Origin of the sequence: Vibrio sp. 10N.222.49.C9 (assembly GCF_041474985.1) — a bacterium.
Taxonomy (GTDB): Bacteria; Pseudomonadota; Gammaproteobacteria; order Enterobacterales; family Vibrionaceae; genus Vibrio; species Vibrio crassostreae_C.
Genome location: NZ_JBFRVD010001089.1, coordinates 1 through 277 on the forward strand (window position 1 = coordinate 1; position 277 = coordinate 277).

Genomic DNA, 277 nt, shown 5'->3' on the forward strand with positions numbered 1-277 from the left:
AAATACAAGATGCTCATTGGTGTGTGGGTTCATGCTCTTCGAATAAACGAGCACGCGTTCAGCGGGTTTACTTTCATCTTTTCTGGCTATGATGAGTGATAGGGGCCATCCAGGGAATGTATCTAGAAAAGCCTTGCAGTCTTCATTATCTGAAAACCCTTCACCACTGGTGCTGCCTAGCAAGACATCTTTCCTTTGTGACACTGCATCAATAATGTGTTCTCCAAAGTTGCGGCTAATCGACTCCAAATCAAATAGGTTGATGTTGCTCATACTG

General features: G+C 43.7%; 1 protein-coding gene. It reads right to left on the reverse strand.

The genetic code is table 11. From position 1 onward, the window contains the following. Window positions 1-277 (reverse strand): hypothetical protein (locus AB4585_RS27015; RefSeq protein WP_372171819.1); only part of this gene is annotated, 277 nt, incomplete at both ends.